This is a genomic window from Klebsiella sp. R445 (genome assembly GCF_051131755.1).
In the GTDB taxonomy this organism is placed as follows: domain Bacteria; phylum Pseudomonadota; class Gammaproteobacteria; order Enterobacterales; family Enterobacteriaceae; genus Klebsiella; species Klebsiella lignicola.
In genome coordinates, this window is record NZ_CP180446.1 from 2,002,860 (window position 1) to 2,022,224 (window position 19,365).

Annotated in this window: 20 protein-coding genes; 11 read left to right on the plus strand and 9 right to left on the minus strand. The window is 56.7% G+C overall.

Going from position 1 to position 19,365, the window contains the following annotated elements; translation table 11 throughout:
- The first annotated feature begins 159 nt into the window (after positions 1 to 159).
- The 3 genes from ACMYSN_RS09315 to ACMYSN_RS09325 all read left to right on the plus strand — a co-directional run bounded on the left by ACMYSN_RS09315 (position 160) and on the right by ACMYSN_RS09325 (position 4,376).
- On the plus strand, positions 160 to 1,560 hold the full coding sequence (locus tag ACMYSN_RS09315) for an MFS transporter (RefSeq protein WP_462497796.1): 1,401 nt from the start codon (positions 160 to 162) through the stop codon (positions 1,558 to 1,560).
- 117 nt (positions 1,561 to 1,677) lie between these two features.
- On the plus strand, positions 1,678 to 2,856 hold the full coding sequence (locus ACMYSN_RS09320) for a Gfo/Idh/MocA family protein (RefSeq protein WP_462497797.1): 1,179 nt from the start codon (positions 1,678 to 1,680) through the stop codon (positions 2,854 to 2,856).
- 155 nt (positions 2,857 to 3,011) lie between these two features.
- Positions 3,012 to 4,376: an MFS transporter gene (locus ACMYSN_RS09325; protein WP_462497798.1), complete on the plus strand. Its 1,365-nt coding sequence runs from the start codon at positions 3,012 to 3,014 to the stop codon at positions 4,374 to 4,376.
- Positions 4,377 to 4,456: 80 nt separating this feature from the next.
- On the opposite strand, the gene ACMYSN_RS09330 is transcribed toward ACMYSN_RS09325, so the two are convergent.
- Positions 4,457 to 4,948: a YajQ family cyclic di-GMP-binding protein gene (locus ACMYSN_RS09330; protein WP_123755681.1), complete on the minus strand. Its 492-nt coding sequence runs from the start codon at positions 4,946 to 4,948 to the stop codon at positions 4,457 to 4,459.
- Between the two features lie 183 nt (positions 4,949 to 5,131).
- On the opposite strand from ACMYSN_RS09330, the gene panE reads away from it, so the two are divergent.
- Positions 5,132 to 6,043: a 2-dehydropantoate 2-reductase gene (panE, locus tag ACMYSN_RS09335; RefSeq protein WP_462497799.1), complete on the plus strand. Its 912-nt coding sequence runs from the start codon at positions 5,132 to 5,134 to the stop codon at positions 6,041 to 6,043.
- Positions 6,006 to 6,599, plus strand: coding sequence for a DJ-1/PfpI family protein (gene yajL / locus ACMYSN_RS09340; protein WP_462497800.1), 594 nt, complete (start codon positions 6,006 to 6,008; stop codon positions 6,597 to 6,599). Before panE ends, yajL begins: the two co-directional genes overlap by 38 nt.
- Before the next feature lie 119 nt (positions 6,600 to 6,718).
- On the opposite strand, the gene thiI is transcribed toward yajL, so the two are convergent.
- Positions 6,719 to 8,167 (minus strand): tRNA sulfurtransferase, encoded by a 1,449-nt coding sequence (thiI, locus tag ACMYSN_RS09345; protein ID WP_462497801.1) that lies wholly within the window; start codon positions 8,165 to 8,167, stop codon positions 6,719 to 6,721.
- A 280-nt stretch (positions 8,168 to 8,447) separates the two neighbouring features.
- Between thiI and xseB the strand changes: the two genes are divergently transcribed.
- The 4 genes from xseB (at position 8,448) to ACMYSN_RS09365 (ending at position 12,511) form a co-directional block, all read left to right on the plus strand.
- Positions 8,448 to 8,690, plus strand: a complete 243-nt coding sequence (xseB, locus tag ACMYSN_RS09350; protein WP_123755677.1) for an exodeoxyribonuclease VII small subunit — start codon at positions 8,448 to 8,450, stop codon at positions 8,688 to 8,690.
- Positions 8,691 to 9,590 (plus strand): (2E,6E)-farnesyl diphosphate synthase, encoded by a 900-nt coding sequence (gene ispA / locus ACMYSN_RS09355; protein WP_123755676.1) that lies wholly within the window; start codon positions 8,691 to 8,693, stop codon positions 9,588 to 9,590. It begins immediately after the preceding gene.
- Between the two features lie 16 nt (positions 9,591 to 9,606).
- The gene (gene dxs, locus ACMYSN_RS09360; RefSeq protein ID WP_462497802.1) at positions 9,607 to 11,469 is read left to right on the plus strand and encodes a 1-deoxy-D-xylulose-5-phosphate synthase; all 1,863 of its coding nucleotides are present in this window, start codon (positions 9,607 to 9,609) and stop codon (positions 11,467 to 11,469) included.
- A 67-nt stretch (positions 11,470 to 11,536) separates the two neighbouring features.
- Complete coding sequence (locus tag ACMYSN_RS09365) at positions 11,537 to 12,511, plus strand: aldo/keto reductase (RefSeq protein WP_462497803.1); 975 nt, start codon at positions 11,537 to 11,539, stop codon at positions 12,509 to 12,511.
- 41 nt (positions 12,512 to 12,552) lie between these two features.
- Here the strand turns inward: ACMYSN_RS09365 and pgpA are convergent, their stop codons facing one another.
- From pgpA to nrdR, 6 genes are all read right to left on the minus strand, one after another.
- Positions 12,553 to 13,020: a phosphatidylglycerophosphatase A gene (gene pgpA / locus ACMYSN_RS09370; RefSeq protein ID WP_462498232.1), complete on the minus strand. Its 468-nt coding sequence runs from the start codon at positions 13,018 to 13,020 to the stop codon at positions 12,553 to 12,555.
- Positions 13,021 to 13,048: 28 nt separating this feature from the next.
- On the minus strand, positions 13,049 to 14,023 hold the full coding sequence (gene thiL, locus ACMYSN_RS09375) for a thiamine-monophosphate kinase (RefSeq protein WP_462497804.1): 975 nt from the start codon (positions 14,021 to 14,023) through the stop codon (positions 13,049 to 13,051).
- Positions 14,024 to 14,146: 123 nt separating this feature from the next.
- Positions 14,147 to 14,566, minus strand: a complete 420-nt coding sequence (gene nusB / locus ACMYSN_RS09380) for a transcription antitermination protein NusB (protein WP_462497805.1) — start codon at positions 14,564 to 14,566, stop codon at positions 14,147 to 14,149.
- A 21-nt stretch (positions 14,567 to 14,587) separates the two neighbouring features.
- Positions 14,588 to 15,058, minus strand: a complete 471-nt coding sequence (gene ribH / locus ACMYSN_RS09385; protein WP_046476205.1) for a 6,7-dimethyl-8-ribityllumazine synthase — start codon at positions 15,056 to 15,058, stop codon at positions 14,588 to 14,590.
- A 134-nt stretch (positions 15,059 to 15,192) separates the two neighbouring features.
- A complete protein-coding gene (gene ribD, locus ACMYSN_RS09390) occupies positions 15,193 to 16,296 on the minus strand; it encodes a bifunctional diaminohydroxyphosphoribosylaminopyrimidine deaminase/5-amino-6-(5-phosphoribosylamino)uracil reductase (protein ID WP_462497806.1) in 1,104 nt (367 codons plus the stop codon).
- Positions 16,297 to 16,299: 3 nt separating this feature from the next.
- A complete protein-coding gene (gene nrdR, locus ACMYSN_RS09395) occupies positions 16,300 to 16,749 on the minus strand; it encodes a transcriptional regulator NrdR (protein WP_123755670.1) in 450 nt (149 codons plus the stop codon).
- A gap of 148 nt (positions 16,750 to 16,897) precedes the next feature.
- On the opposite strand from nrdR, the gene ACMYSN_RS09400 reads away from it, so the two are divergent.
- Together ACMYSN_RS09400 and ACMYSN_RS09405 are read left to right on the plus strand one after the other, a co-directional pair.
- Positions 16,898 to 17,440 (plus strand): SadB/YajI family lipoprotein, encoded by a 543-nt coding sequence (locus ACMYSN_RS09400; protein WP_462497807.1) that lies wholly within the window; start codon positions 16,898 to 16,900, stop codon positions 17,438 to 17,440.
- A 303-nt stretch (positions 17,441 to 17,743) separates the two neighbouring features.
- Positions 17,744 to 18,628, plus strand: a complete 885-nt coding sequence (locus ACMYSN_RS09405; protein WP_123755668.1) for a nucleoside-specific channel-forming protein Tsx — start codon at positions 17,744 to 17,746, stop codon at positions 18,626 to 18,628.
- Between the two features lie 45 nt (positions 18,629 to 18,673).
- Here the strand turns inward: ACMYSN_RS09405 and ACMYSN_RS09410 are convergent, their stop codons facing one another.
- Positions 18,674 to 19,363 (minus strand): helix-turn-helix transcriptional regulator, encoded by a 690-nt coding sequence (locus ACMYSN_RS09410; RefSeq protein ID WP_462497808.1) that lies wholly within the window; start codon positions 19,361 to 19,363, stop codon positions 18,674 to 18,676.
- Positions 19,364 to 19,365: the final 2 nt, after the last annotated feature.

A 19,365-nucleotide genomic window follows, 5' to 3' on the forward strand; every position in this document is an offset into this window, starting at 1 on the left:
TCATTTTTAGATCCTCATCTCACAAATAAAAATTTAATTTCATATAATAGACAAATGAAATAAATATTTTCATTTATTGCTAACCATTCTTCAGGATGAGGTTGTGTCGGTGGCGCCGGCGCAGAGGTCCTTACGTGTTCCCCGACTAAGGAATAGACTATGAGTGAACAACAGCTCCTTCTCTCTCCCACAGCAACGCGTGGCGATAAACTGACCTGGACCACCCGAATCGCCTATGGCGGTGGCGATACCGCCTGCAACGTCGTGTTTGGCATGATCGGCACGGTGTTAACGCTGTTCTATACCGATTACGTCGGGATCAGCATCGCGACGGTCGGCCTGGTGATGCTGATATCACGTCTGTTTGATGGCGTCTCGGATGTGATCATGGGCCTGGTGGTGGAGCGCACTAATTCAAAATGGGGCAAATCCCGCCCCTGGCTGCTGTGGATGAGCGTTCCCTACGCCCTGTCGGCGATCCTGCTGTTCACCGTGCCACAGACTACCGCGACGCTGCAGTTCATCTATCTGCTGGTGGCCTATAACTTCTGCACCACCATTTGCTACACCGCGATCAACCTCCCTTACGGCAGCCTCTCGGCCATGATGACCCGTACTTCATGGGAGAGGGATTTACTTAGTATCACCCGCATGTCGATGTCCCCCTTCGGGCGCATCCTCGCCGTGGCCTGTACGTTGCCGCTGGTGAAATATTTCGGCGATGACCAGGCCGCATGGATCAAAACCATGGCGATTTGGGCGTTTCTGGCGCTGTTGCTGCTGCTGTTTTGTTTCTATCAGTGTGAAGAGAAAGTGGTGATTAAGGCACGGGAAAAACAGGGGAAAGTGCCGGTCAAAACCCAGCTCAGCGCCCTGTTCCGTAACCAGTACTTCTGGGCCAGCGCGATTCTGTGGACCGCCCAGAGCGTCTACTACACCGTGGTGGGGATCGCCATGCCCTACTACTGCCGCTATGTGCTCGGGGACGACACCTTCTACAGTTCCATTTTCGTGGCCGAAACCGCCTGTATCATTGTTTTCACCTTTCTCAGCTCTATCCCCATCCGCAAATACGGTAAACGCAACGTGGCCCTGTGCGGGATTGTGCTGGCGACGCTGGGTCAGGTGATGTTTATGTATAGCTCCGGCGACTACCACGCCACCCTGGCAAACGCCATTATTCGAGGCATCGGCTTCGCGCCGCTGAACGCCGTACTCTTTGGCTTCTGTGGCGACGCCGTCGAATTCGGCCAGTGGAAGACCCGGGTCAGACAAGAGGGGATGATTTTCTCCGCCGGCTCGGTTGGGACCAAGCTTGGCGCCGGGATCGCGGCGGCGGTGATCTCCGGCCTGCTCAGCATGGCGGGCTACGTCAGCTCCAGCAGCGGTGCAGGCGTTCAGCCGCAAACGGCGATCGATATGATCAACCATGTTTACGTCTACGGCTCATTCTTCCTGTGGATCATCGTCATTATTACCCTGCTGTTTTACCGCCTGGACCGACAGTATCCGCAGATCATGGACGAGCTAAAACGGCGCGAGGCGCGCGGCGAGATGTAACCCGGTAGTGAGCACCAACCATCGCGCGACTCACGGCCAAAACCGGTCCGTGGGTCGCCTTTATCTGTTATCGGCTGTTTGTAGTTTTTATATGTCGTTTCTATACAGGAGATCACCATGTTAAACGGCACCAAACCCCTGTCTCGCTCCCTGCGTTGGGGCATGGTCGGCGGCGGATCCACCAGCCAGATTGGCTACAGCCACCGCTCTGCCGCGCTGCGCGATAATGTCTTCACTCTGCTGGCCGGCGCATTTGATATTGATGCTGAACGCGGGCGCCAGTTTGGCGAGCAGCTCGGGGTGATGCCGGAACGCTGCTACGCCGATTACCAGACGCTGTTTCGCGAAGAAGCTCTGCGCCCTGACGGGATTGAGGTCGTCTCGGTGACCACGCCGAACAATACCCATTTCGCCATCACCAAAGCTGCTCTGGAGGCAGGGCTGCACGTGGTGTGTGAAAAACCGCTGTGCTTTACCGCCGCCGAAGCTCAGGAGCTGCTGGCCTTAAGCAAAAAGCACAATAAAATCGTCGGCGTCACCTACGGCTACGCCGGTTATCAGATGATTCAGCAGGCGCGGCAGATGATTGCGGACGGCCTGCTCGGGCAGATCCGCATTATCACAATGCAGTTTGCCCACGGATTCCATAATGAAGCCGTCGAACTGCAGGCAGAGTCGACCCGCTGGCGCGTGACCCCGAAGTATGCCGGCCCGAGCTATGTGCTGGGCGACCTCGCCACCCATCCGCTGTTTGTCGCCGAAACCATGGTGCCTCATCTCAACATTCGCCGTCTGATGTGTTCCCGCCAGAGCTTCGTGAAATCCCGGGCGCCGCTGGAAGATAACGCCTTCGTGCTGATGGAATATGACAACGGCGCCGTCGGATCCATGTGGACCAGCGCGGTTAACAGCGGAGCGATGCACTCGCAAAAGGTGCGGGTTGTCGGTGAAAAAGCCAGTATCGAATGGTGGGACGAACGCCCTAACCAGCTGAGCTATGAAGTACAGGGCGAACCGGCGCGGGTTCTTGAGCGCGGCATGAATTATCTCAGTCCCGCAGCGCTGGCAGAGGACCGCATTGGCGGTGGCCATCCCGAGGGGCTGTTTGAGGCCTGGGCAAACCTCTATCGCCGCTATGCGCTGGCCATTGATGCCATGGACCGCAACGATCGCGCCTTCCTGGAAAACTTCTGGTATCCGGACGTTGAGTCGGGCCTGCACGGAGTGTACTGGGTTGAACAGTGCGTCAAATCCGCCGACGCGGGCAGCCAGTGGGTTGACTTTAATTTACAATAAGTGCTACCGGCCAGTGGGGCTTCCCCACTGGTTTCGTTATTTTCCCCACGCTTACCTCACCCTGCAACAGAGTCGTAATATCTGTTAAACAAACATTTATTTACGCTTCTGGCCGCCACCACTACACTAGTCGCAGTTTTTAGATTGAGGTGGTAATGAACGATAACAAAATGACGCCAGGTGAACTGCGCGCAACCTGGGGTCTGGGAACCGTATTCTCGCTGCGTATGCTCGGCATGTTTATGGTTCTGCCGGTTCTGACCACCTACGGTATGGCTTTACAAGGCGCCAGCGAGGCGTTAATTGGCCTGGCCATTGGCATCTATGGTCTGGCACAGGCGGTGTTTCAAATCCCGTTCGGCCTGCTTTCCGACCGTATTGGCCGTAAACCACTGATTGTCGGTGGGCTGCTTATCTTCGTGATCGGCAGCATTATCGCGGCCCTCAGCGACTCTATCTGGGGCATTATCCTCGGGCGCGCGTTGCAAGGGTCCGGCGCGATTGCCGCCGCGGTGATGGCGCTCCTCTCCGATTTAACCCGCGAACAGAATCGTACCAAGGCGATGGCCTTTATCGGCGTCAGCTTCGGCGTCACCTTTGCGCTAGCCATGGTGCTGGGACCGATTATCACCCACCAGCTGGGTCTGCACGCCCTGTTCTGGATGATCGCCATCCTCGCCAGCATCGGTATTCTGCTGACGCTATGGGTCGTCCCCAACAGCCATAATCATGTCCTGAACCGTGAGTCCGGGATGGTGAAAGGCTGCTTCAGTAAAGTGCTTGCCGAACCCAAACTCCTGAAGCTTAACTTCGGCATCATGTGTCTGCACATCATGCTGATGTCGACGTTTGTCGCCCTACCGGGACAGCTGGAGGCCGCCGGTTTCCCTGCCGCCGAGCACTGGAAAATTTACCTGGTCACCATGCTGGTGTCGTTTGTCTCAGTGGTGCCGTTTATCATCTATGCCGAAGTGAAGCGCAAGATGAAGCATGTCTTCGTGTTCTGCGTCGCGATTCTGCTGGTGGCGGAAATCGTGCTGTGGGGCGCCGGGGGTTATTTCTGGGAGCTGGTGGCCGGCGTTCAGCTGTTCTTCCTGGCCTTTAACCTGCTGGAAGCGTTGCTCCCATCGCTTATCAGCAAAGAGTCTCCGGCGGGCTACAAAGGGACCGCTATGGGGATCTATTCGACCAGCCAGTTCCTCGGGGTGGCAATTGGCGGCTCGCTGGGCGGCTGGGTCGATGGCTATTTTGATTCACAAACCGTGTTCCTGCTCGGCGCGCTGCTGGCGATGCTGTGGCTGTTGGTAGCCGGGACGATGAGCGAACCGCCGTATGTCAGCAGTCTGCGGGTCGAAATCCCTGATGATGTGGCGGCCGATGCAACGCTGCAGGAGCGGCTGCTGGCGAAAGATGGCGTGAAGCAGGCGCTGGTTATCGCCGATGAACGCTCGGTGTATATCAAGATCGACAGCAAGGTGACCAACCGCTTCGAGATTGAGCAAGCCATCAAAGGGGCGTAAAAAAAGCGGGGAATTCCCCGCTTTTTTACTGGCTGGCGTTCGGCGAAAAGCACTCGCGCCAGCGTGGCAAAAATCCCGACTTAGTCGCGGAAGTTTTTGAACTGGAACGGCTGACCCAGATCGCCACCGCGCACCAGCGCCATCACGGCCTGCAGGTCGTCACGCGCCTTACCGGTCACGCGAATCTCTTCACCCTGAATCTGCGCCTGCACCTTCAGCTTGCTGTCTTTGATGAGCTTAACGATTTTTTTCTGCATCGCGCTCTCAATACCCTGCTTCAGTTTGGCATCAACAAACCAGGTTTTACCGCTGTGCACGAACTCGTCAGGCACTTCGATAGAGCTGCCTTCAATACCACGTTTTAACAGCTTCGCGCGCAGAATATCCAACAGCTGGTTAATCTGGAAATCAGATTCACTGAGGACCTTGATGGTCTCGTTTTTTTCGTTCAGCTCAAAGCTCGCTTCAACGTTACGAAAATCAAAACGCGACTCAACTTCACGGGTCGCATTCTCTACGGCGTTTCGAACTTCCTGAAGATCGACTTCAGAGACAATATCGAAAGATGGCATCTTTTCCTCTCCTTCTGTTGCTTTTGCGTTGCATAATACCCGCAACGCGGCATAACTCAACTGCTTATCCCGCAAGCATAGCCGATGATGTCATACTAAACCTGTGCCAGGCTGCAGCCGGAAGGGCAACGAGTATATACTTTAGCTATGAATGCCTGAGGACGTCGCAGGTGAGGAGGAATAATGAAAGTAACCGTACTTGGATGCGGTGCACTGGGGCAACTGTGGCTTACCGCGTTGTACAAACACGCAAACGAAGTCCAGGGCTGGTTACGCGTCCCACAACCCTTCTGTAGCGTCAACCTGATCGAGACTGACGGCTCCATCTTTAATGAATCGCTCACCGCTAACGATCCCGACTTTCTCGCCAGTAGCGACCTGCTGGTGGTCACATTAAAGGCCTGGCAGGTCTCCACTGCGGTAAAAAACCTGGCCTCTATCCTGCCCGTTTCGTCGCCAATTCTGCTTATCCATAACGGCATGGGCACGATCGATGAGCTAAAAGGCGTGCAGCAGCCGCTGCTGCTGGCCTCTACCACCCAGGCCGCACGCCGCGATGGTAACGTGATTGTTCACGTCGCCAACGGCACCACCCATATTGGCCCGGCAAAGCCCTACCCGGAGGATTACAGCTATCTTGCCGACGTCCTGCAAAACGTTCTGCCGGATGTCGCATGGCACAATAATATTCTGCCGGCGACGTGGAGCAAGCTGGCGGTCAACTGTGTCATTAACCCGCTGACTGCCTTAAAAGAATGCCGGAACGGCGATTTACGCCACTATCCCGGGGAAGTCGAGGTGATTTGTCGCGAGGTGGCGGCGGTCATGGAACGCGAAGGTATTCATACTTCACCGGAAAACCTGTTATTTTATGTCCATCAGGTCATTGAAAGTACGGCAGAAAATATCTCTTCGATGCTGCAGGATATTCGCGTGCAGCGTCATACGGAAATCGACTATATCACCGGTTTTTTGCTAAAGCGCGCTCGCGCCCACGGGCTTGCCGTACCGGAAAATGCCCGCTTGTTTGAACTGGTAAAGCGTAAGGAGAATGAATATGAGCGCGTCGGCACTGATTTGCCTCGCCCCTGGTAGCGAAGAGACAGAAGCGGTCACCACCATCGATTTACTGGTCCGTGGCGGCGTGCAGGTAACCACCGCCAGCGTCGCCAGCGATGGCAGCCTGACCGTGGTCTGCTCGCGTGGCGTGAAACTGCTGGCCGATGCCCCACTGGTGGAAGTAGCGGATGGCGATTACGACATTATCGTCCTGCCGGGCGGCATTAAAGGCGCGGAATATTTCCGCGACAGCCCACTGCTGGTGGAGACGGTCAGGCAGTTTCATCTCTCCGGGCGCATCGTTGCTGCCATCTGCGCCGCTGCCGCCACCGTGCTGGTGCCGCATAACCTTTTCCCGATCGGCAATATGACGGGCTTTCCGGCGTTAAAGGATCGCATTCCGTCGGATCAGTGGCAGGATAAGCGTGTCGTCTGGGACCCACGGGTCAACCTGCTCACCAGCCAGGGGCCGGGAACCTCGATTGATTTTGCGCTCAAAATGATCGATTTGCTGGTCGGGCGTGAAACGGCCTATGAGGTCGCATCACAGCTGGTGATGGCGGCGGGGATTTATAACTTCTACGAAGCCTGACAGGCCTGGGATTTCCCCGCTGGCGTTGCGCTTCGCGGGGTTACTGCCACCAACACGGCTTGAGTCGCCCGGATAAGGCAGACAATGCCGCTATCCGGGATGACCGTCGCTCGTCGTGGTTACGGGCGATACACCTTCACATTCTCAAAGCCCTGCTCGCGCAGATACAGCGCCTGCAGACGGCTCATCACACCGCGTTCGCACCACAGCAGGTAGGTTTTGCTCTGATCCAGATCGCCGAATTTAGTGCTCAGCTTGTAGAACGGTAATGACACCACGTCTACGCCGTCGAGCTTCAGCGGTTTGTCATCCTGCTCGTCAATAGAGCGGATATCCAGAATCGCGTCGTTCGGGCCAAAGCCGGTCACGGTTTCGACTTCCACCACTTCCTGCTGGGTCTGCTGGGCGATATCACGGATATCGACGTTATTCGCTTCCTCAACCACTTTATCGAGGATGCTGAAGTCGAAGTTTTCTTCTTCCGCTTCAATCTTCGCCTTCACCGCCTTCACGGTCGGGCTCTTCGAAATCACGCCGCAGTATTCCGGCATAGTGCGGGCAAAATCTTCAGTACCGATTTCCCGCGCCAGGTTGATGATGTGCTCTTTATCGTGCGAGATCAGCGGACGCAGAATCAGCGTGTCGGAGACGTTGTCGATCAACCGCAGGTTGGTCAGGGTCTGGCTGGAAACCTGGCCCAGCGCTTCACCGGTCACCAGAGCCTGTACGCCGTAACGTTCAGCCACTTTCGATGCCGCGCGAACCATCATGCGCTTGAGCACCACGCCCATCTGGCCATCGTCAACTTTTTCGAGGATCTCACCGACCACCGGTTCAAAGTTAATCGCCACGAAGCGGACGCGGTGAGAGCTGCCGAAGCGGTTCCACAGATAGTGGGCCACCTGGCGAACACCGATTTCATGGGCTGCACCGCCCAGATTAAAGAAGCAGTAGTGCACGCGACAGCCGCGACGCATCAGCATATAGCTGGAAACGCCGGAATCGAAACCGCCGGAAATCAGCGACAGCACATCTTCCTGAGTCCCGATAGGGAAACCGCCGATGCCTTCGTAACGCCCTTTCACCAGCAGCAGACGATCGTTTTCAATTTCCAGATTGACCGTGATATCCGGGTTAGTCAGCTTCACGCGCGCGGTTTCGATGTGCTGATTCAGGCCACCGCCGACGTAGCGTTCCACTTCGATAGAGGTAAACTCATGCTTACCGCGACGTTTTACGCGCACGCAGAAGGTTTTACCTTCCAGCGCTTCGCGCCACAGCGGCAGCGTTTGCTCGAAAATATCGTGCAGCGACGTGAACGGCACGTCTTCGACTTCCAGAATATGATGGATACCGGGGATTCGGGTCAGCGCATCGCGGATGATCGGCCGCTGATTTTCGTCTTTCGCGCGAACTTCGATATGATCCCAATGACGGACAACGGCCAGCGTCTCATCATAGTTTTTGAGAACGTTACGAATGTTCCCGGTTAAGATTTTAATGAAGCGCAATCTCACGGATTGGCTTTTGATGGTGATTTCCGGGAACAATTTAATGATAAACTTCATAGCGACAATAGTTCGTTGGCAAGCCCGACGGGCTTTAAGCAAAAGATGTACTGCAGCGCACCGTAGTGCCTGCATCCAGGGAGCGCAGTATATCACTATTGCGGGTTTTACAGAAAATCATTCGGGGCAGGCTGTCGCTACAGGCACGCGACGAGCCTGCCGGCAGCGGTTGCGCACGCTTTCGGGAACAAATCCGCGAAAGGACGACGTCTGTATTTGCTTAACCACGTGACTTCGTTACCATATTGGTGTCGCGACATAACAAGAGTCTACATTCACTATGCCAAAGAAAAATGAGGCCCCGGCCAGCTTTGAAACCGCCCTGGGCGAGCTGGAACAGATTGTTAATCGTCTGGAAAGCGGCGCGCTCCCGTTAGAAGAAGCGCTCAGCGAGTTTGAGCGTGGCGTACAGCTGGCGCGCCAGGGCCAGGCCCGGCTGCAGCAGGCCGAGCAGCGTGTACAGATTCTGCTGGCCGACAGCGAAGAGAGCCCACTCACGCCTTTTACGCCGGACGCCGAATAAATGGACTTTTCGCAACAGCTCCAGGCCTGCGTTGAGCAGGCTAACGACGCGCTGCGTCGTTTCCTTGCGCCACTGCCTTTTCAGAACACTCCACTGGTTGAAGCCATGCAGTATGGCGCATTATTAGGCGGTAAACGCCTGCGCCCGTTCCTCGTCTATGCCACCGGTGATATGTTCGGCGTCAGCCGCACAACGCTGGATGCCCCGGCCGCCGCCGTTGAATGCATCCACGCTTATTCTCTGATGCATGACGATCTCCCGGCGATGGACGATGACGATCTGCGCCGCGGTTTGCCGACCTGTCACGTTAAATTTGGCGAAGCGAACGCAATTCTTGCCGGTGATGCGCTACAAACGCTGGCATTTTCTATACTGAGTGATGCGCCGATGCCTGAAGTACCGGACCGCGATCGTCTGGCAATGGTGTCAGCGCTGGCCCACGCCAGCGGTGTTGCGGGCATGTGCGGCGGACAGGCGCTGGATCTCGAAGCCGAAGGTCATCAGGTTGATCTGCAGGCGCTGGAGCGTATTCATCGCCACAAAACCGGAGCCCTTATTTGCGCCGCGGTGCGGATGGGAGCGCTGAGCGCGGGCGAACGTGGTCGTGCGGCCCTGCCGGCCCTTGAACGCTTTGCGCAAAATATCGGTCTCGCCTTCCAGGTCCAGGATGACATTCTTGACGTGGTAGGGGATACTGCGACGCTTGGCAAACGCCAGGGTGCCGACCAGCAGTTAGGTAAAAGCACTTATCCCGCGCTTCTGGGGCTCGAGCAAGCTCGCACCAAAGCGCATGACCTGATTGAAGATGCCCGTCAGTCGCTCAATGAACTGGCCGCACAATCTCTGGATACGACGGCACTGGAAGCGCTCGCGAATTACATAATTCAGCGTGATAAATAAACAATAAGAGTCTCTGATGAGTTTTGATATTGCCAAATACCCGACCCTGGCGCTGGTGGATTCCACCCAGGAGTTGCGTTTGTTGCCGAAAGATAGCCTGCCGAAACTGTGCGACGAACTGCGGCGTTACCTGCTGGACAGCGTCAGCCGTTCCAGCGGGCATTTTGCCTCCGGCCTCGGCACGGTCGAACTGACCGTGGCGCTTCACTACGTCTATAACACGCCGTTTGACCGCCTGATCTGGGACGTTGGTCACCAGGCTTACCCGCATAAAATCCTGACCGGTCGCCGCGATAAAATCGGCACCATTCGTCAGAAAGGGGGTCTGCATCCGTTCCCGTGGCGTGGCGAAAGCGAATATGACGTGCTGAGCGTCGGTCACTCATCAACCTCTATTTCTGCCGGCATCGGGGTGGCGATTGCCGCCGCGAAAGAAGACAAACAGCGACGCGCGGTCTGCGTCATCGGCGACGGCGCCATTACCGCGGGCATGGCGTTTGAGGCCATGAACCACGCGGGCGATATCAAACCCGATCTGCTGGTCGTACTCAACGATAACGAAATGTCGATCTCCGAGAATGTCGGCGCGCTGAATAATCACCTGGCGCAGCTGCTGTCGGGGAAACTGTACTCATCGCTGCGCGAAGGCGGGAAGAAAGTCTTCTCCGGCGTGCCGCCGATTAAAGAGCTGCTCAAGCGCACCGAAGAACATCTCAAAGGGATGGTGGTGCCCGGGACGCTGTTTGAAGAGCTGGGCTTTAACTACATCGGCCCGGTTGACGGTCACGATGTGCTGGGGCTGGTCACCACGCTGAAAAATATGCGCGACCTGAAAGGGCCGCAGTTCCTGCATATTATGACCAAAAAAGGTCGCGGCTATGAGCCGGCGGAAAAAGACCCGATTACCTTCCACGCGGTGCCTAAATTCGACCACACCAGCGGCGTCCTGCCGAAAAGCAGCGGCGGCCTGCCCTCTTATTCGAAAATTTTCGGCGACTGGCTGTGCGAAACGGCGGCGAAAGACGCCAGGCTGATGGCCGTCACCCCGGCGATGCGCGAAGGCTCGGGAATGGTCGAGTTTTCCAAAAAATTCCCTGACCAGTATTTCGATGTGGCGATTGCCGAACAGCACGCGGTCACCTTCGCCGCGGGTCTGGCGATCGGCGACTATAAGCCGGTAGTGGCCATCTACTCCACCTTCCTGCAGCGAGCTTACGATCAGCTGATTCACGACGTCGCTATCCAGAAGCTGCCGGTACTGTTTGCCATCGACCGTGCGGGTATCGTCGGTGCCGATGGACAAACGCATCAGGGCGCGTTCGATCTCTCCTTCCTGCGCTGTATCCCGGAGATGGTGATCATGACGCCTAGCGACGAGAACGAGTGCCGCCAGATGCTCTACACCGGCTATCACTACAACGCTGGCCCGAGCGCAGTCCGCTACCCACGCGGTACCGGCACCGGGGCGACGCTGGAACCGCTGGCCTCGCTGCCAATCGGCAAAGGCGTGGAGAAACGCCGCGGTGAAAAAATCGCGATCCTCAACTTCGGCACCCTGCTACCGGAAGCCACTCAGGCGGCGGAGACGCTCAACGCGACGCTGGTCGATATGCGCTTTGTGAAGCCCCTTGATGATGCGCTGGTTTTGCAGCTGGCCACGGAGCACGACGTGCTGGTGACCCTCGAAGAGAACGCCATTATGGGCGGCGCAGGCAGCGGTGTGAATGAGCTGCTGATGGCGCATCGTCGCGCGGTTCCGGTGTTAAATATCGGCCTGCCGGACTTCTTCATCCCGCAGGGAACGCAGGAAGAAGTGCGTGCCGACCTCGGTCTTGATGCTGCCGGTATCACCGCGAAAATCACGGACTGGCTGGCCTGATCCCTCCCCCACTAACGGCGCCTGCTATGCTTAAAGGATATCTTTTTGCTGATAGCAGGAGCCGTTCATGCAATACATCACGCCAGTAGCAACCCAACTCAAGGTATCCCGACTGTGCCTCGGCTGTATGACCTTTGGTGAACCGGATCGCGGCAATCACGCCTGGACCTTACCCGAAGAGAGCAGCCGCCCGCTGATTCAGCATGCGCTGGAGAACGGCATTAACTTTTTCGATACCGCCAACAGCTACTCTGACGGCAGCAGCGAAGAGATCGTCGGCCGCGCGCTGCGTGATTTTGCCCGTCGCGATGAGGTTGTGGTCGCCACTAAAGTCTATTACCCGGTGGGCGACCTGCCGGAAGGCCTCTCCCGCGGACAGATCTTGCGCTCAATTGACGACAGCCTGAAACGTCTGGGGATGGAGTATGTCGACCTGCTGCAAATCCATCGCTGGGACTACACCACGCCGATTGAAGAGACGCTGGAGGCGCTGAATGACGTGGTCAAAGCAGGGAAAGCCCGTTACATCGGCGCCTCGTCGATGCACGCCCGCCAGTTTGCCCAGGCGCTGCAGTTACAGGAGCAACATGGCTGGACGCGCTTCGTCACCATGCAGGACCACTACAACCTGATCTATCGCGAAGAAGAAAACGAAATGCTGCCGCTGTGTCAGCGCGCTGGCGTGTCGGTGATTCCCTGGAGCCCGCTGGCACGCGGTCGCCTGACGCGTCCGTGGGGAGAGACCACCGCGCGTCTGGTTTCTGATGAGGTGGGTAAATCGCTCTACAGCGCCGCGGATGACAACGATGCGTTGATTGCGCAGAATCTTGCTGAGGTGGCGGAGGATCTTGGTGTGAATCGCGCACAGGTCGCGCTGGCGTGGCTATTGAGCAAGCCCGGCGTTGCCGCCCCGATCATTGGGGCATCGCGGCAAGAGCAGCTCGATGAACTGCTTAGCGCAGTGGATATCACGCTCACGCCCGAGCAGGTCGACAAGCTGGAAGAACCCTATCAACCACACCCGATTGTCGGCTTTAAATAAGCCAGTGCCCCGGCGCGCAGCACGCCGCCGGGGAGATAGCCTTACAGGATACCGATCGGCCAGTGGTGTCCCACCAGATACAGCACCCCAGCGGAGATCACGCCGGCGACGATATCATCGACCATGATCCCCATTCCGCCGTGGATATTGCGATCGAACCAGCGGATTGGCCACGGTTTCCACATATCGAAGATACGGAAGATCACGAACCCGGCGGCCACCCATTGCCAGTCGAGGGTCGGCAGCGCCATCAGGGTGATCCACATCCCGACAAACTCGTCCCAGACGATGCTGCCGTGGTCGTGGGTCCCCATGTCTTTCGCCGTGCGATGGCAGATATAGACCCCGATACAGATGCTCATCATCACCACCAGCGAATAGAGCTGCCAGGGAAGAAATGTCATCAGATACCAGAACGGGATCGCCGCCAGCGAGCCCATGGTGCCCGGCACGATGGGGCTTAATCCACTGCCGAAGCCGGTGGCCAGCAAATGCCAGGGATTGCCCATATTGAGGCGGCTTTTTGCGACATCTTTGCTACGCGCCAAAGTGATCGTACCCCTTTAAATCCAGCTGCACCGGTTTGCCAGCTTGCAGCAGCTGCAGGCCGTCCGCTTCCGCGCAAATCTGCCCAATGCAGGTAAAACGCGCCCCCAGCTGGCCGATGGCGACGTCCAGCGCGCCGCGGTTCAGTTCAGGTACGGTAAAGCACAGCTCGTAATCTTCCCCGCCAGCCAGCGCCCAGCGCAAGGCCTGCTCTGGTGCCACCTGACGCAGCATCGCATCGGAGAGCGGCATCGCATCGAGATCGATCCGCGCCCCGCAGCCGCTGGCTTTCAGGATATGACCAAGATCGGAGATCAGCCCGTCGGAAAGATCGATTGCCGAACTGGCGAGATCGCGTAGCGCCTGACCCTGCAATATACGCGGCATCGGACGTAAATGGCGCGCCAGCAGGTAGTCGGCATCGGCCGCAGACTCGACGTTCAGTCGCTCCTGCAATATCGCCAGCCCGGCTGCACTGTCCCCGGGAGTGCCGGTGACGTAAATCCAGTCTCCGGGTTTTGCCCCGGCGCGTTTCAGAGCGCGTCCCGGCGGGACAAAGCCGTGAATACCCAGGGTCATCGACAGCGGACCACGGGTGGTGTCCCCGCCAATCAGCTGCATATCGTAATAGTTGAGCTGCATGAACAGGCTGTCGCTGAACGATTCCAGCCACGCTTCATCCACGTCGGGTAAGGTCAGCGCCAGCGTCAGCCATGCGGGTTCAGCACCCATGGCCGCGAGGTCGCTCAGATTGACCGCCAGCGCCTTGTAGGCAAGGTCGGCAGGGTCGATATCAGGTAAGAAATGGTTTCCCGCCACCAGCGTGTCGGTGCTGATTGCCAGCGTTTTTTTCTCGGGGATATTCAGGAGAGCGCAGTCATCGCCGATGCCGGTCTCCACATCGAGACGCCTGCTTTTTACGCGATCAAAATAACGGGCAATCAGGGAGAATTCGCCGCATGCCATACGTTATGCCTCAGCAAAAGAAAAGAATAAGAACCTGTTCCAGCCGACGAGTTTAGTTGCCGGCTGAAGCAGGTTCTGTGGACGGTTTCTCGGGGAGAATCCCCGATCACACCGGCCTGGGGTTTACTTTTTGTTGGGACGAATTGCCGGGGCTGCTTTGTCCAGCACGCCGTTAACAAACTTATGGCTGTCTTCAGCGCCAAAAGTTTTCGCCAGTTCGATAGCTTCGTTAATCGCCACTTTGTACGGGACATCGTCACGTTTTGACAGCTCGAACAGGGCGATACGCAGTACCGCTTTTTCCACCTGGCCCAGCTCTTCAAGCAGGCGGGACAGGTACGGCTTCATCAGGCCGTCGAGGTATGCGCTGTTAGTCGCCACTCCGGACAGCAGTTCACGGAAATACAGAACGTCGACACCTTTGACATCCTGTTCCGCCAGGAACTGGTATTCGACATCAGCGATGTCGTTCTGGGACAACTGCCAGGAGTAAAGCGCCTGGACAGCACACTCACGGGCGCGGCGACGAGCAGCAGGTTTCACGGAATTCCCCTTACAAAAAAATCAGGCCTTGATGGCTTTCAATACGTTAATCATTTCCAGCGCGGTCAGCGCAGCTTCTGCGCCTTTGTTACCTGCTTTGGTACCAGCGCGTTCGATGGCTTGTTCAATACTTTCAGTGGTCAGAACACCAAATGCTACCGGGATTTCGCTCTCCTGCGCGACATGCGCGAGGCCGTTGCTTGCTCCGCCAGCCACATATTCAAAGTGCGCGGTACCACCACGAATCACCGTACCCAGAGCAATCACTGCGTCATATTTACCGGTTTTCGCCAGTGCGCCAGCCGCCAGTGGCAGCTCATACGCGCCTGGAACCCAAACAACGGTAATGTTTTCATCTTTTACCTGACCGATGCGCTTCAGGGCGTCAATTGCACCTTCCAGCAGGCTGTCATTGATAAAGTTGTTGAAACGCGCAATGGTGATGGCGACGCGAGCGTCCGGGGTAGCAACGTTAGCTTCAATAATGTTCATACTCTTCCTTCGGGTTCATATGGCCCCGCAAGGGGGGCGGATTCTATCATAATAATTTATACACTTCATCCTTCAAACTGCCTCGCGGTCGCTGGCAGAGGAATGAAGTTGCGTCGCAACACGCCTGCCCTGAATCAGGCATTCACTAAATGCAGGCACACATCCGGGCCGACATGACGTATCTCATTGAATTTGAAATGGGGGGCATCCTGTAGTTTCTCAAGCCCCGGTAGCGCACATAATCCACGCGCCGCATTGCCTAACAGTTTAGGCGCAATATAAACGATAAGCTCGTCCACCACACCTGCCTGTAATAGCGCCCCGGCGAGGGTCGGGCCGGCTTCCACCCAGATACTGTTCACCTGCTGCTTGCCCAACTGCATCATCAACAGCACCAGATCGAGATGGCCGTTGTACTCCGGCACCTGCAGCGTGCGCACGTTTTCCGGCCACGCGCGATCGTCGGCCTGAGTGCGGGCAAACAGCGTTTCGCCCGGCTGCTGCACGATGCGGTGCTGCGGGGTCACGCGGTTATGGCTGTCGATAACGATACGCAGCGGCTGACGCAGATTGTCCTGCGGGTACAGCGCCTGAGTGTCGGAGTCCAGCGATTCCCAACGCACGGTCATTGCCGGGTCGTCTGCCAGCACGGTGGCGCTGCTGGTCAGAATGGCGTGGCTCTGCGCGCGCAGACGCTGTACATCGCGGCGCGCCTGCGGCGAGGTGATCCACTGGCTTTCACCGCTGGCCATGGCGGTTCGGCCATCCAGCGAAGCGCCCAGTTTGAGCTGCACATACGGGAAACCGGTGCGCATGCGCTTCAGGAAGCCTTTATTCAGCGCTTCGGCCTCGTTCATCATCAGGCCATGGCTGACGTCGATACCTTCCTGCTGCAAACGGTACAGGCCACGCCCCGCTACCTGCGGGTTTGGATCCTGCATGGCGGCCACGACGCGGGTCACGCCAGCGGCGATCAGCGCCTCACAGCACGGCGGCGTGCGGCCATGATGGCTGCACGGTTCCAGCGTCACGTAGGCGGTAGCGCCTCGGGCTTGTTCACCGGCCATTCGCAGCGCATGTACTTCCGCATGTGGCTCACCAGCCCGGTAGTGAAAACCTTCGCCGACGATTTCGCCGTTTTTAACGATCACACAGCCGACGTTAGGATTGGGATGGGTGGTAAAACGCCCGCGCTGCGCCAGCTTCAGTGCGCGCGCCATGTACATTTCGTCATGCATGACTTAATCCTGTAAGCGGGCGATCTCTTCGCCAAATTCTTTGATGTCTTCAAAGCTACGATAGACCGAAGCAAAGCGGATGTAGGCGACTTTATCGAGCTTTTTCAGCTGTTCCATCACCAGGTTGCCGATCATCTTGCTGGGCACTTCGCGTTCACCGGTGCCGCGCAGGTGCGTTTTGATGTGGTTAAGCGCCATTTCTACGTCGTCGGCGCTGACCGGGCGTTTTTCCAACGCTTTCAGCATTCCGCTGCGCAGCTTATCCTCATTGAAAGGTTCCCGCACCTCGTCGCTCTTGACCACCCGCGGCATCACCAGCTCTGCCACTTCAAACGTCGTAAAACGTTCGTTACAAACCAGGCACTGCCGACGACGACGCACAGAGGAGCCCTCTCCCACGAGGCGGGAGTCGATCACTTTGGTATCTACGGCGAAACAGAATGGGCAATGCATGGCGCGTCCTGATATGAAGTTAAACTGATGGATAGTTTACCGCGAAGTGACCCGACTACAAAGAAAGAGCTTTTGAGACAAAGGATCTATGGTTGGTTATCAGAGACGATCTACCATGAGTTATCCCCTTTTGACGGAATCCCCTACTATGACAAGACGTTATTTAAAGCTGGCGATACTGACGACGTTGTTCACACTCAGCGCCTGCGCGCAGCAAAGTGAAGTCCGGCAGATGAATCAAAGCGTGAGCACGCTGAGCAAAGAGATGACTCAGCTGAATCAGCAAACGGTGAAAATTACCCAGCAAAATTCCCTGAATGCGAAATCCAGCAGCGGCGTCTATCTTCTGCCTGGCGCCAAAACCCCGGCGCGTCTGGAGAGCCAGATCGGCACGTTACGCATGTCGCTGCGGGATATTGCTGCCGATGGTGACGGCACCCGTCTGACCTTGCGCATTCAGGGTGAATCTAACGATCCGCTTCCGGCATTTAGCGCCACCGTCGCTTCCGGGCAGATCACCGGCACCACCCAGAGCTATCAGGAAGTCAACGTCCAGGAGCAACTGATCAGCGCCCCAGCCAGCATTCTGGCCCCCAGCGATGTGGATATTCCGCTGCGCCTGAACGGTATTCCCCCGGAACAGCTCGGTTTCCTGCGTATTCACGACATTCAGCCCGCCACTCCGCAATAACCTCTGCCAAAACCTCTGCCAACGGGTGTCTTCGACACCCGATTTCACCGCCATAAATCCATTTACAAATTTTGCGAACAGTTCAGTGAAAATTGACGCCATTGATGAATTTCAGTGGCATTTTGTCAGGAAATGCATAGAATCGTGAACGCAATCGATTACGTGTGTTTACTTTATGTGAAACAACACATATTTTTGTGAGCAATGATTTCTATAATAGACGCCACAGAAATACGAAATATTTAGAAACGCTTCGGCAACGTTCTTAACGCCTTTTGGCTTAATTTAAACAGTGGCATCATTATGAAAAAAACATTACTGGCAGCAAGCGCGGTCCTGGCGCTCTCCGCATCTTTCACTGCTGGCGCGGCAGAAAACGACAAACCTCAGTACCTGTCTGATTGGTGGCACCAGAGTGTGAACGTGGTGGGCAGCTATCACACCCGTTTTGGACCGCAGATCCGTAACGATACCTACCTGGAATACGAAGCGTTCGCCAAAAAAGACTGGTTTGATTTCTACGGTTATATCGATGCACCGGTATTCTTTGGTGGTAACAGCACCGCAAAAGGTATCTGGAACAACGGTTCCCCGCTGTTTATGGAAATCGAACCGCGTTTCTCTATCGACAAGCTGACCAACACCGACCTCAGCTTCGGCCCGTTCAAAGAGTGGTATTTCGCCAACAACTACATCTACGATATGGGTCGTAACGATTCCCAGGAGCAGAGCACCTGGTATATGGGTCTGGGTACCGATATCGATACCGGCCTGCCGATGAGCCTGTCCCTGAACGTTTATGCGAAATATCAGTGGCAGAACTACGGTGCTTCCAACGAAAACGAGTGGGATGGCTACCGTTTCAAAGTGAAATACTTTGTTCCGCTGACCGACCTGTGGGGCGGTTCCCTGAGCTACATCGGCTTCACCAACTTTGACTGGGGTTCCGATCTGGGCGATGACAACTTCTACGACATGAACGGCAAGCACGCGCGCACCAGCAACTCCATCGCGTCCAGCCACATCCTGGCGCTGAACTATGCGCACTGGCACTACTCGGTAGTTGCTCGTTACTGGCACAACGGTGGTCAGTGGGCGGATGACGCGAAGCTGAACTTCGGCGACGGCGACTTCAATGTTCGCTCTACCGGCTGGGGTGGTTACTTCGTTGTCGGTTACAACTTCTAATCGCTGCTGATTTTCCCCGGCGGCAACGCCGGGGATTGCATAGCCTTAGCGCTCCTCGCACTTCACCTTACGCAAGAAATCACTCAATGAGCGGTCAGCCCGTTCGCTAAAATGGCGCCCGGTCGCCACAATATTCAGGCATCGGTCGAGGCGAAAGCAGCGATAATCGGCGCGCAATTCGCACCAGCTCACCAGCAGCCAGCGTTCCCCCCAGAAAAACAGCCCCAGCGGCAGCACTTCACGCTGTGATACCGTTCCGGCTTCATCCCGATAGTGCAGATCAAGCACCTGCTGACCCGAGACCGCCCGATGCACCAGATCAAACTGCTCTTTGGTGTAGCCCTGCGAACCAAAGTCCGGGGCGAACAGGCGCGATTGCTCTGCCTGGCGTCGGCTCTCCGCCGGCAGTATGGCCAGCACTTTTTCCTGCGCCGATTCCAGCGCCTGGGACATCGAGACGCCGCCCCAGGTTTGCAGCAGCCGAATCGCCGCGACCAACGCCTCCGACTCCTGGGTCGTCAGCATCAGCGGCGGCAGATCGTAGCCTGCCAGCAGTCGATAGCCGCTGCCGGCCTCTCCCTCAACCGGGACGCCTGAGAGCGACAGGTCGCGAATATCGCGGTAAATCGTGCGTTCCGATACGCCGAGCCGCTCGGCCAGAAGCCCGGCGGTGGTTAATCTTCTCCCCCGCAGGATCTGGACGATTTGAAAAAGACGGTCGGCGCGTCGGCTCATAA

Excerpts from the sequence above, each read along its gene's own strand:
- ACMYSN_RS09315 (WP_462497796.1), top strand. The coding sequence starts at position 160 with ATGAGTGAACAACAGCTCCTTCTCTCTCCCACAGCAACGCGTGGCGAT.
- ACMYSN_RS09320 (WP_462497797.1), top strand. The coding sequence starts at position 1,678 with ATGTTAAACGGCACCAAACCCCTGTCTCGCTCCCTGCGTTGGGGCATG.
- ACMYSN_RS09325 (WP_462497798.1), top strand. The coding sequence starts at position 3,012 with ATGAACGATAACAAAATGACGCCAGGTGAACTGCGCGCAACCTGGGGT.
- ACMYSN_RS09330 (WP_123755681.1), bottom strand. The coding sequence starts at position 4,948 with ATGCCATCTTTCGATATTGTCTCTGAAGTCGATCTTCAGGAAGTTCGA.
- panE (WP_462497799.1), top strand. The coding sequence starts at position 5,132 with ATGAAAGTAACCGTACTTGGATGCGGTGCACTGGGGCAACTGTGGCTT.
- yajL (WP_462497800.1), top strand. The coding sequence starts at position 6,006 with ATGAGCGCGTCGGCACTGATTTGCCTCGCCCCTGGTAGCGAAGAGACA.
- thiI (WP_462497801.1), bottom strand. The coding sequence starts at position 8,167 with ATGAAGTTTATCATTAAATTGTTCCCGGAAATCACCATCAAAAGCCAA.
- xseB (WP_123755677.1), top strand. The coding sequence starts at position 8,448 with ATGCCAAAGAAAAATGAGGCCCCGGCCAGCTTTGAAACCGCCCTGGGC.
- ispA (WP_123755676.1), top strand. The coding sequence starts at position 8,691 with ATGGACTTTTCGCAACAGCTCCAGGCCTGCGTTGAGCAGGCTAACGAC.
- dxs (WP_462497802.1), top strand. The coding sequence starts at position 9,607 with ATGAGTTTTGATATTGCCAAATACCCGACCCTGGCGCTGGTGGATTCC.
- ACMYSN_RS09365 (WP_462497803.1), top strand. The coding sequence starts at position 11,537 with ATGCAATACATCACGCCAGTAGCAACCCAACTCAAGGTATCCCGACTG.
- pgpA (WP_462498232.1), bottom strand. The coding sequence starts at position 13,020 with ATGGGCAATCCCTGGCATTTGCTGGCCACCGGCTTCGGCAGTGGATTA.
- thiL (WP_462497804.1), bottom strand. The coding sequence starts at position 14,023 with ATGGCATGCGGCGAATTCTCCCTGATTGCCCGTTATTTTGATCGCGTA.
- ribH (WP_046476205.1), bottom strand. The coding sequence starts at position 15,058 with ATGAACATTATTGAAGCTAACGTTGCTACCCCGGACGCTCGCGTCGCC.
- ribD (WP_462497806.1), bottom strand. The coding sequence starts at position 16,296 with ATGCATGACGAAATGTACATGGCGCGCGCACTGAAGCTGGCGCAGCGC.
- nrdR (WP_123755670.1), bottom strand. The coding sequence starts at position 16,749 with ATGCATTGCCCATTCTGTTTCGCCGTAGATACCAAAGTGATCGACTCC.
- ACMYSN_RS09400 (WP_462497807.1), top strand. The coding sequence starts at position 16,898 with ATGACAAGACGTTATTTAAAGCTGGCGATACTGACGACGTTGTTCACA.
- ACMYSN_RS09405 (WP_123755668.1), top strand. The coding sequence starts at position 17,744 with ATGAAAAAAACATTACTGGCAGCAAGCGCGGTCCTGGCGCTCTCCGCA.
- ACMYSN_RS09410 (WP_462497808.1), bottom strand. The coding sequence starts at position 19,363 with ATGAGCCGACGCGCCGACCGTCTTTTTCAAATCGTCCAGATCCTGCGG.